Origin of the sequence: Actinokineospora auranticolor, from assembly GCF_002934265.1 — a bacterium.
GTDB lineage: Bacteria > Actinomycetota > Actinomycetes > Mycobacteriales > Pseudonocardiaceae > Actinokineospora > Actinokineospora auranticolor.
Genome location: NZ_PTIX01000015.1, coordinates 61554 through 71868, shown reverse-complemented (window position 1 = coordinate 71868; position 10315 = coordinate 61554). Strand labels below are relative to the sequence as shown.

Below are 10315 nucleotides of genomic sequence, written 5' to 3'. Positions count from 1 at the left end.
TCACGACCGGACGAGCAGGTGGCGGCCGTGGCCGGTCAGGTCGGGGAGCAGGTCGCCCTGCCGCCGGGCCGAGGCGAACGACCGGTGCAACCGGCCGTCGTGGTGCAGCCGCACCTCGGCGACGTCCTGCAGCGGTCCGATGCGGAAGCCCGGCACCTCGGGTCGCCCGAGGTCCGCCGCGTCGACGGGGTCCAGCGGCACGGGCCGACCGTCGACGAGCAACTCCGGTGCCGAGGCGCACTCCAGCCGGTGCGCGCCGCCGACCGGCAGGAGGGTGCGCGCGCCCCAGGCCCGGCCGCCCCAGGTCACGATCACCCGGTAGGCGCGGACGTCCCGGAGGTCGTCGGGCCCGAACCCGCCCAGGTACGCCGTGGCGGCGCCCGGGGTCTCCTGGGTCCGCAGTCCCGTGGCGGTGAACCGCCACCGCGCCACGGCGCCCGGAGTCGGGGTGCCGGTCCACTCCGGCCGCCGGGTCGGGCCGGCGGCATCGGCCCACAGGTCGACCTCGGCGACCGAACCGCGCAGCCCACGACCCAGGTCGAACAGCCCCGGGTCGCCCGGCTGCCCCTGGTACTGACCCACCGCGAACGCGCCGCCCCCGGGCAGCCGCGCGCCACGCGCCACGACCTGCCGGGCGATCGGGTCAGCAAGTGGGGAAGGCGACCGCCCCTCGGCCTCGGCGGTCACCCTGGCGATGCCGTCGTCCTGGTACAGCAGGGTTTCCCCGGTCGTGGCGTCCCAGCTCACCGCGAGGCGCTGCCACTGGGCGTAGTCGAGGCTCTTGCCGAAGGACACCCGCTCGCCCGCGACCTCGAGCGTGAGGCCGCCGTCGAGCCGTTCGCGCAGCGCGAGGACGGTGCCGTCGCCGGGCACGGCGTAGCTGAACAACACGATGTCCGCGTCGCCCCGCAACGGGCACAGGTCGAACACCGCGGTGAACGCCCGGGGCGGGAAGTCCGCGAGGTTCTGCGCCATGACCCACTGCCGGGGCTTCGCCCGCAGGAACGGCAGCGCGCCGACCGGGTCGAGCAGCAACCCGTACCGACCGCGCGCGGACCGGTACTCCACCACGGGCACGACCGAGGTGTGCGGACGAAGGCGCACCTCGGCGGTCACCCGCGCGTCGACGGCCAGTGCCGCGAGGTCGGATTCGGCGGCCACGGCCCAGGTCGGGCTCACGGGAACACCGCCGGTGTCTCCCACCACCGCACGGCGGGCGCGTCGACGTCGAGGGGGCGGACGATGCGCCAGGCCTCGTACGGGCAGTAGCTCGCTCGGGGGTCGTAGCCGCGGCCGTTGTCCGCGTAGTCGCGGCGGACCTTCTCCCGGACGGGCGGGGGCAGCACGGTCTCCCCCGGCCGCAGCACCCGGGTGAACGACGGCCGCGGCTGGATCAGCAGGTAGGTGCGGTCGATGCCGAACCCGTAGCGGGAGTGCGCGGACGGGTAGCACGGCGCGAAGGTGTTGACGAAGAACTCCTCGCCGCCGAAAGCGAAGCACCACGACACCCGCTCGATCTCGCCGTAGAGGCACCGGCTGTCGGCCGGATCGTGGTCGCTGAGGAAGCGCAGCACGGCGTGCGTGGTCTGGGCCAGTGCCCGCACGCTCGCGCCGAAGCGCTCCCCGGCCAGTTCCACGACGAAGCCGTCGAGGTTGTCCGCGTAGGTGTGGTCGATGAAGTCGCACAGCAGGGGCACGGCACCGGCGAGGTTCTCCTCCGGCGTCCGGTCCCGGTCGTAGTCCGGGGCGCCCCACAGCCGCGACGCCGGGGCGTAGACGCAGTGCGTGCCCGTGCGCACGGGGTCGAACCGCGCCAGGCACGGCGCCTGGTCCGGGGGTGGTGGGGACTGGCTGTCGGGTGGGCTCGTGGTGGGGTTCGTCACGCGGGGTCCTTGTCTCGGCGAACCGGTCCGGTCATGAGCGGACGAGGCGTTCGTTGAGCCACGCCTCGGTCGTGGCGAACACGTCGGCCGCGATCTCGCCGAGCACCGGGTGGCAGGCGGCGGGTTCGAAGGTCTGCCGGGGCGTGCGCCCCGCGGCGAGGCGCCGCCAGTACGGTGGCAGGCCCGCCATCCTGGACAGCATGCCCCCGTCCTCGTCCGGCGCGAGGTAGCGGACGGCGCGGATACCGGAGTTGAGCAAGCGGACCGTACACATAGGACAGCATTCGAGCGAGGTGTACAGGGTAGTGCCGACTCCGACTCCGACTCCGGACCCGGACCCGGGGTCGGAGTCGGGGAAGCGGGCCTCGAAGGTGTCCAGGGCGTCGGATTCCGCGTGCGCCGAGGTGTCCCGGCGCGGTTGGAGCAACCGGTTGCGGCCCTCGGCGACGATCTCGCCGTCGCGCAGGACCACGGCGCCGACGCCGTAGTTGCCCTCGTTGGCCGACACCAGCCCCAACACGCAGGACAGCCAGGCGAACGCGTCCTCGGGGCCGGGCAGGCCCTCGGTGTCGGCGAGCCGTTCGGCCAATCCGGCCACCAGGTCCCCGGTGGGGCGCAGGTCGTCGAGGAGCGCGCGTCCTCGGGCCCAGGCTTCGCGGACCGCCGGTGTCACTTGTGTTCCATGGTCAGATCGGTGGCGGTCCGGGGCTCGGCGATCAGCGGGAGCAGGTGGTGGCCGGGGCGCACCGAACCGTCGCCGTTCATGACGATGGCGCGCTTGAGCAGGCCCCGGGTGAAATCCTCCCTGGCCCGGTAGGTTTTGTCCTCATCGGACAGACCCTCGGAGGTCAGCCCGAGGTACACCGCGATCCCCTCTTCGCGCTTGCGCTCGGCCATGGCGACGATGTCCGAGAGCCTCGGGGGTTTGTAGTCCGGCAGGCGTTGCGCGCGGGCCGCCCACTGGGTGCCGTGGGCCACGTACATGGGGTTGATCCGGATGGTCAGCGGGACGCGCCTGCTCGCGCAGTGCTCGTGCAGGTAGTCGATCGCCTTCTCGGCCTCGGTCCAGGCCTGCTCGTCGGTCATCTCCGGGTCGGGTTTGAAGAGCACGTACGCGGTCAGCTCGCAGCCCGCCTCGGCCACCTCGTCCAGTCCGCGCAGGAACGACTCGAGTGGTTCGCGCTTGCCCAGCACGCGTTCGCGCAGGTCCTCGTCGAGGGTCTCGAAGCCGGTCAGGATGTCGAGCGTCTTGCCGCTGTCGCGCGCGATCTGCCGGAGCCGGTCGGCGCGCGCGAACTCCAACCTGGTCTCCAGCACGATCTTGCGCACCCTCGGGAGCTTGCGCACCGCGGTGGTGATGTCGGTCAACGCCTCCGGCGGGAAGGTGGTCTCGTCGAAGACCGAGCCCTCGTTGGCGATGGTGATCCGCTCCAGCACGCCCAGCGCGTGCCGGTCCTCGTCCAGCACGTGGCGGAACTGCGCGCGCACCTGCTCGGCGGGCACCCAGTCGCGGGAGGACTTGAACGGCAGCGCGCAGAACTTGCACTGGTACCGGCAACGCTTGGTGTTGAACAGGATCGCGAGGTCCTGTTCGCCGAGGAAGTTGCGGTGCAGGAAGAAGTGCGGCCGGTCGTGCGCGGGTGCCGAGTCTCCCATCGCCTTCGGTGGACCGTAGGCCCGGTACAGCGCGCCGAGGTGTTCGTCGAGCGGGAGGCTCATGCGGTCGTGGTCCCTTCACCTGATTTCGGCGCTCACCAGACCGGATCAAGGGTGGTGTCCGCGCGGGCAGGGAAAGCGAAAGCGCTTTCCTGCAATTGCATTCCGGCCTGCGTCCGGGGTGTGGAGTCGAGTGCCCACCTCCTCCCGCACGGCACTTCCGAGTGTCGCACGGGTTCCGGGAGTTCGATCACGAAACCGCCCGTCTGCGCCAATTGTTCACGCACGGTCACTCGGAGTCGGTCGGTCGGTAATGCGACCGGCGCAATGGGAGGTCGCTCGAGAGTTCGCACGGGGAAGCCTGTCCCCGGTACTACGCTGGGCGCCGCCGAGGACGCATCGCTTGGAGGGGTGTGGATCCGCATGCCGGAGGACTTGCGCGTCGAGGTGGTGGACCGGCCGGATCACGCCGAGTGGGATGCTTTGGCCGGGCGGGAGTCGTTCTACGCGGGCACCCGCTGGCTGGCGTTCCAGCGGGCGCTGGAGCCGAACGCGCATGCGTACCACGTGTGCGTTCGCTCCGGCGACCGACTTGTCGCCGCCGTCGCGGTCTTCGCGCTCGACCGCCCCAGCCGCGCCGACTACCACCCCCACCGCCTGTTCCCCGACATCACCCGCCCCGACGCCACACCCGTGACCCTGATCGGCGGCACCAACGGCTACCTCAGCGCCCCCTTGGGCGGCGCGGCGGCCCCGCTGCCCCTCTTGCTCGACGCCGTCGACCGGATCACCGAGGAGCACAGCGCCGGTCTCGGCTGGTGGCTCTACACGACGAGCGAACACGCCGCCACGATCGCCGAGCGCGCGGGTGTCGTCCCCCGCCTGCACGCCTGGGGCGAATGCGTCGTCGACCTCCCCGGTGCCGGTTTCGACGACTACCTCGGCGGCCTCTCCCGGTCGCGGCGCGAGGCGGTCCGCCGGGATCTGCGCGGCATCACGAGGTCGGGCCTCACGGTCGAGCGAACCCGCCTCTCCACCTGCCACGAGCGGTGCGGTTGGCTCCTCGCCCAAACCATGCGCAAGTACGACAAGGAGGCCACGCCCGAGGACATGGCCGAGTGGCTGGACAAACTCAACGGGGCCGCCGCCGACACCGGGCAGGTCTACCTCTGCCGCGACGAACGGCGGCAGGTCATCGGGTTCTCCCTGGCCTACGCCGAAGGCACCACCGACTACATGCGCGTGGCGGGATTCGATTACGCCAACGCGCCGCACGTCGGAGAATACTTCCAACTCCTCTTCTACGAACCCATCCGGGACGCGTACCAGCGCGGCGCCACCGCGCTCCACGTCGGTTCCGGGTCCACCCACGCCAAGGCCAGGCGCGGCGCCCGCGTTCGTCCACTGTGGGCGGTGCCGACCCGGGCCGAGGCATGGGACGTCGGAACGACCACCGAGCACAACCGGCGTCGCGCGAGCGAATTGCGCGCCGAACTACCCAACGAGGACCTGGTATGGGCGCACGGCAGCGAGGAGTGGTTACGCACTCCATGAATCGCGCGGGAGCCCCAAAGGCCGGTCAGGTCGTCAGCCGCGCGGCGATCGCGCGGAACGCGTCGGGGTCGACGCGGGCGAGTGGGACCAGGGCCGAGACCCAGTCGCCGGTGGTGAGTCGCGCGATCACGGTGTCGCGGGACGGGGGCTCGGTCGCGGCCGGGTCCCCGGACCTCGTGGCGAAGGGGCTCGTGGGGACGGTGAGCGCGGCGGAGGTCGTGAGGATGGCCGTGACCGCGCGGCGGTGCAAACCGTCCTTGATCGAGAGCGCCGCGCGCTCGGCCCGGTGGCGCGCGGACCGACCCCGGCGGTCGTGGCAGGCGGTGCAGGCGTCGACGACGTGGCGCAGGCAGCGGACCCGGAGGTCCTGGGGGCGCAGCGGTGTCGCGGCGGTCTCGGCGGCGGCGGTGATGGTGGCTGCCGTGGTGTGGTCGCCGTGGTCGGCGGCGGTGATGGCCACGCGGCAGAGGGCGCGGATCCGGTGGTGGGGGTCCTCGATCGCCTTGGCCGGCGCGGTGGCGCGCTGATACCACCCGGTGCGGGCCACGGCGAGGGCCAGGGTGTCGAGGAGTTGGGCCTGCTTGTCCGGGTCCGCGTGGTCGACCACGTCGGCGATGAAGACCTGGGCCTGCTTCACCACCGGACCGGCGGCCTGCCTGCCCAGGGCGCGCACGGCGGCCTCGACGACGAACGCGTGCGCCTGGCTACGCCAGTCGAGGTCGACCTCCGGCAGCGCCACGCGAGCCAGCGCGAGGATCCGCCTGCCGCGCACCTGGTCGTCGCCGAGACCGTGCAGCAGGGCGGCGAGGGCGCGCACGCGGTAGTACGGGTAGTCGATGTCGTGGGCGGTGGCCTCGGCCCGCTCCGGTTCGCTGTCGTTGGCCAGGGCGGCCCGCGCGGGCGAACCGGACGGCGACGACCGGGTCCGTCGCCGAGTCCGCCAGACCGGTGAGCAACCGGGCCCGTCCGGCGGGCAGGCTCGACGCCCGGGCGATCCGCAGCGCGCCGGTGTGGTCGCCCGCGTCGGCCGACTCCCGCGCGAGATCGGCCAGCGCGGCCTCCTGCCAGGCCGGGTCCGGCGACCGCGCGGCGACGGCGACCCGCTCTTCCCCGCGCGCCAGCTCGAACTCCACCGGCACGTCGATCTCCCCGCGCGCCGCGATTCCCGCCGCCAGCGCGTGATCACCCGCGAGTACCGCGGCGCGGACCAGCTCCACCGGGCGCGGGTGGTCGCGGGCGGCCGCTCGGTGGATCATGGCGACCGCCTGCGCGGCGTACCCGGCGGCCGCCAACCACCCCGCCGCGTCGGCCAGGTCCTCGACGCGGGGCGCGGTGGCCAGCAGCAGGACGGCCCGGTCCGGTTCACCGCAGCGGATCCAGCCGCGGACCACGTTGCGCACCGACTCCACGTGCCGGGTCCGCTTCATCGGCTCGCCCAGCAACTCCGCCGCGGCGCCGACCAGCGCCCGGGCCTCGGCCGCGCGGCCCGCCGGTGGTGCCGCTTCGGCTGGGTCACCGCGGTGGACGCGGCGCGGGCCCGGTCCCGGTCGCCCCTGGCCCACGCGGCCCGGATCACCTCGACGAGCACGTCGGTCCGCCGGTCCGGGTGCAGCGCGGCGGCCACCTCCTCGGCCCCGTCGAAGTCACCCCGGGCCGCCAGGGCGCGGCCCAGCTCGCACTCGGCGTGCATCCGGGCGCGCGGGTCGGCGATGTCGGGTACGGCCGCCTCGGCGTCCGCGCGCAGTCGCTGGGCGTCCGCGTCGGCGGCGGTGTGCCGCAGGGCGGCGGCGAGCGCGGTGATCCGCGCGCGGGGGTCGGACAGCCCGGTGGCCGGCCCGCGCGCCCGCGCGGCGTAGCCGAGGCGCGCCCACACCGCGACCAACCCGGGCGGCACGTCCGCGCTCCGGCCCGCCAGGTCGAGCCGGTGCACGGCCAGGGAGAACAGCGTCTCGACGGACGGGTCGGGCTGTTCGAGGAGGATCCGCTGCGCGGTGGCGACCTCGGCCAGGGCGGCCGTGTCGCTACCGGTCAGCTCGTACATGCGGTCGTGCCGGGCGGTGCTGGTGGCGTGGTGCAGCACTCCGTCGACGTCGCCGAGGGATTCGAGCAGGGCGAAGTAGCGGCCGAGCAGGTATTCGGGGGTGTCCTCGGGCCAGTCCCGCGACCGCCAGTCCTCGGCCCAGGCGCGCAGGTCGGCGTGGCCGTTGATCACGTCGGCCACCTCGCTCTCGCGCTGGGCCGCGTCCGGCGACCTGGTCAGCTCGCGCACGACCCGGGGGTCGCACAGCGGGTGGGTGAGGTCCCGGCTGATCGCCTCGGGGCGGGGGCGGTGCGGGCGGGAGGACACGATGATCCGCAGGCCGTCGCGGGGCCGCGCGGGGAGCAGGTGGGCGATGCCGGTCCGGCCGGTGCCGGACTCCTCGTCCAGGCCGTCCACCACCAGGACCAGGCGCCTGCCCCGGGTGTCCCGGCAGTGCGCGGGACGCGGTTTCGTCGTCGCGCCCGGTGAAGTCCGCGGGCGCCAGGTCGCGCAGGGTGCGGTAGTCCCAGTGGTGCGGGCGGGATCCGATGACGAGGTCGCCGTTGAGGACGCCGACCTGGGTGCTGTTGGTCAGGTCACCGGCCTGGTTGTGGACCTCGACCAGCGCCTACCGCCCCGTTCGCCCGTGGACTCCTCCCGTGCCCGGGAAGATCGCGGACCGCGGCGGTGGCGTTACCCCCGGTGGCTCAGGCGGCGGCGAGGGTGAGCAGGGAGCGGTCGACCAGCATGGCGCCCGCGGCGGTCACCACGACGCGGGCGTCGCGCCCGGCGACCGAGAGCGACTCGATGACGACCAGGCCGCGGCGCACCAGCGACAGCACGGCGTCGGCCTCCCAGCCCGCCAGCTCGCCCGCGGCGGCACCGCTGTAGTCGGCCCAGCGGAAGCCCATCGGGCCGCCCCACAGACCGTTGTGGAACAGCACCGCGCCGTCGGCCACGTCCTGCAGGGCGATCATCTCGTTCTCGGTCATCGCGGACTCCTTCAGGTCGGTGCGGTTGGTGGCGATGACTCATCCTGACCCCGCCGCGGGCCACCGGGCGGGCTCGGCACCGACACAGCTGCCAAGGCACTCCCCACCCGCAACCGTCCACGCGGGACAAGGACACCCCATCCGCTCTACACTCCGTCGCCGCAGCGCCGCTTGCCACCCTTTCAGCGGTCCCCCACGGGCGGGTCAGACCGGTCCTAGTCCGCCAGTGCATATCCCCCACACGGGTCCCCTTCACGCGAACCGGGTACTCGACGACGTCATTTGACAAATCGAACTGTCAAATGGAACATGGGCGCGTGACGGGCGGGATCAACTACCTCGACGAGGTCGACCGGGTGGCCGTCGCGCTGCCCCCGTTGCGCAGGCAACTGCTGGTCAAGCTGCGCGAACCGGCCTCGGCCAGCCAGTTGGCCGCCGCGCTCGGCTTGCCGAGGCAGCGGGTGAACTACCACCTGCGGGCCCTGGAGTCCGCCGGGCTGGTCGAACTGGTCGAGGAGCGCAAGCGGCGGGGGTGCGTGGAGCGGATCCTGCGCGCCCGGCCCGGCGCGCTGGTGGTCGACCCGACGGTGCTGCGCGACGACGACCCGCCCGCCTGCCTGGTCCAGGACCAGTACGCCGCCGAGCACCTGGTCGAGGTGGCCGCCGCGACCGTGCGGGAGGTGGCGGGCCTGCGGGTTCGCGCCGACGAGCGGGGCAAGCACCTGCTGACCTTCACCATCGAGGCCGAGGTCCGCTTCGCCGCCCCGGCCGACGTGCACGGCTTCACCGACGAACTCACCGCCGCGCTGCGCGAGATCGCGTCCCGCTACGAGGGCCGCGACGGCCGGGAGTACCGCGTCATCGTGGGCGGCCACCCCGCGACCACACCCCGACGACAAGAGGACGACCGATGAGCGAGACGCCCCGGATCGTGGTCACGGTGGCCGCCACCGCCGACGCCACCTGGCGGGCACTGCGGGACAAGGACGTCATCGGCCAGTGGCACGGCTGGGACACCGCCGACCTCGACGCCGAGATCGACGCGATCTACTTCACCGGCGTCACCGAGGACGCCGAGACCCGCACCCTCGTCGCCCACGGCGGCGACCGCTTCCAGGTGCACGAGACGGAAGGCGGGGCGCGCGTCACCCTCACCCGCGCCCCGCTGAGCGGCGACCCGAACTGGGACGCCTACTACGACCAGATCACCGAGGGCTGGACGACCTTCCTGCACCAACTGCGCTTCACCCTCGAACGCCGTCCCACCGCCCGGCGCCGAACCGTGTTCCGCAACGACAACGCCTCCGCCGTCGAACGACTCGGCTTGGACTCGCTCACCGGCCCGCCCGGCAGCCGCTACCGCGCGACCCTGGCGGGCGAACGGGTCGAGGGCGAGGTGTGGTTCCGCACCGAACGCCAACTCGGTCTCACCGTCGACTCCTGGGGTGAGGGGCTGCTCGTCGTCGAGGGCATCGGAGCCGATCCGACCGCCGTGCTGAGCACGTACGACCTCGACGGTGCCGCGTTCGACGCGCTCGACACCCGCTGGGCGGCGTGGTGGTCCGAAAGCGAGGCGGAACCGCGTTGACCGCCACGGAGGCGAACCCGGTTCACCTCCGCCGTTTTGAGTACACAATGGACAGTCATGGTCTCGCTGTCCCGTTCGGCCATCCGGCCGATCCGAGGTGGACCGAGCCGGCGGATTAACGACCTCCGGTAATGCTCATCTCACCCAGGGCGATCCCACCCCCGGGACAATCGCCCGACGAGAGGAGTTCCCCGGCATGGGGTGGTTAGGGCGCAAGCACAAACCGCGGTTCCCGCCGGACATGGTCCGGCGGCTGGAGTACCTGGGGCGGTACGAGTTCGACTCCCCGGGCTCCGGTCTGGACGCGGTCGACGTCCAGACCCGTTGCGTCGCACCGTTCCACGACGGCGAGGCGCACGACCGCGACGCGTTCATCGCCGACCTGCGCGCCCTGGTCACCGAGGACGGCAGCGAGTTCGCGACCTACGGCGCCGGGTGCCTGGTCGTCGAGCTGTTCGGCCAGCGGGTGGACACCCCCGATGCCCTGGCCGTGCTCGACGCCGCCATCGAGGTCAAGCGCGTCCGCGGGCTGCCGAGCGCGGCGCTCAAGGGCTACGAGTGGCAGCGCTGGCTGTCCGTGCACGGTCAGGGCACCTGGCCGAACCGGCCCAGGCGCTAGGCG

General features: G+C 73.1%; 12 protein-coding genes. 4 read left to right on the top strand and 8 right to left on the bottom strand.

Annotation, left to right across the window (positions count from 1 at the left end):
• The 4 genes from CLV40_RS24355 to CLV40_RS24340 are packed head-to-tail and all read right to left on the bottom strand — an operon-like array spanning position 1 to position 3602.
• Positions 1-1179 (bottom strand): LamG domain-containing protein, encoded by a 1179-nt coding sequence (locus CLV40_RS24355; protein ID WP_104481315.1) that lies wholly within the window; start codon positions 1177-1179, stop codon positions 1-3.
• Positions 1176-1883 (bottom strand): YqcI/YcgG family protein, encoded by a 708-nt coding sequence (locus CLV40_RS24350; protein WP_104481314.1) that lies wholly within the window; start codon positions 1881-1883, stop codon positions 1176-1178. Before CLV40_RS24350 ends, CLV40_RS24355 begins: the two co-directional genes overlap by 4 nt.
• A 31-nt stretch (positions 1884-1914) precedes the next feature.
• Entirely contained in the window at positions 1915-2556 is a 642-nt protein-coding gene (locus CLV40_RS24345) for a nucleoside deaminase (RefSeq protein ID WP_104481313.1), read from the bottom strand.
• Entirely contained in the window at positions 2553-3602 is a 1050-nt protein-coding gene (locus CLV40_RS24340) for a radical SAM protein (RefSeq protein ID WP_104481312.1), read from the bottom strand. The genes CLV40_RS24345 and CLV40_RS24340 overlap by 4 nt, the downstream gene beginning before the upstream one ends.
• 360 nt (positions 3603-3962) lie before the next feature.
• Here CLV40_RS24340 and CLV40_RS24335 point away from each other — a divergent pair, with 360 nt between their 5' ends.
• Positions 3963-5093 carry a GNAT family N-acetyltransferase gene (locus CLV40_RS24335; protein ID WP_146108218.1) on the top strand — a complete coding sequence of 377 codons (1131 nt, stop codon included), beginning with the start codon at positions 3963-3965 and terminating at the stop codon, positions 5091-5093.
• 25 nt (positions 5094-5118) lie between these two features.
• Here the strand turns inward: CLV40_RS24335 and CLV40_RS24330 are convergent, their stop codons facing one another.
• The 4 genes from CLV40_RS24330 to CLV40_RS24320 all read right to left on the bottom strand — a co-directional run bounded on the left by CLV40_RS24330 (position 5119) and on the right by CLV40_RS24320 (position 8105).
• The gene (locus tag CLV40_RS24330) at positions 5119-5910 is read right to left on the bottom strand and encodes a hypothetical protein (protein ID WP_104481310.1); all 792 of its coding nucleotides are present in this window, start codon (positions 5908-5910) and stop codon (positions 5119-5121) included.
• Positions 5798-6520 (bottom strand): hypothetical protein, encoded by a 723-nt coding sequence (locus CLV40_RS37420; RefSeq protein WP_146108217.1) that lies wholly within the window; start codon positions 6518-6520, stop codon positions 5798-5800. Before CLV40_RS37420 ends, CLV40_RS24330 begins: the two co-directional genes overlap by 113 nt.
• Entirely contained in the window at positions 6517-7530 is a 1014-nt protein-coding gene (locus CLV40_RS24325) for a hypothetical protein (protein WP_146108216.1), read from the bottom strand. The genes CLV40_RS37420 and CLV40_RS24325 overlap by 4 nt, the downstream gene beginning before the upstream one ends.
• Positions 7531-7820: 290 nt before the next feature.
• Positions 7821-8105, bottom strand: coding sequence for a hypothetical protein (locus CLV40_RS24320; protein WP_104481308.1), 285 nt, complete (start codon positions 8103-8105; stop codon positions 7821-7823).
• Between the two features lie 317 nt (positions 8106-8422).
• Between CLV40_RS24320 and CLV40_RS24315 the strand changes: the two genes are divergently transcribed.
• The 3 genes from CLV40_RS24315 (at position 8423) to CLV40_RS24305 (ending at position 10312) form a co-directional block, all read left to right on the top strand.
• Positions 8423-9019, top strand: a complete 597-nt coding sequence (locus tag CLV40_RS24315; RefSeq protein ID WP_104481307.1) for a helix-turn-helix domain-containing protein — start codon at positions 8423-8425, stop codon at positions 9017-9019.
• Complete coding sequence (locus CLV40_RS24310) at positions 9016-9693, top strand: SRPBCC family protein (RefSeq protein ID WP_104481306.1); 678 nt, start codon at positions 9016-9018, stop codon at positions 9691-9693. Before CLV40_RS24315 ends, CLV40_RS24310 begins: the two co-directional genes overlap by 4 nt.
• Before the next feature lie 196 nt (positions 9694-9889).
• Positions 9890-10312 carry a hypothetical protein gene (locus CLV40_RS24305; RefSeq protein ID WP_104481305.1) on the top strand — a complete coding sequence of 141 codons (423 nt, stop codon included), beginning with the start codon at positions 9890-9892 and terminating at the stop codon, positions 10310-10312.
• Positions 10313-10315: the final 3 nt, after the last annotated feature.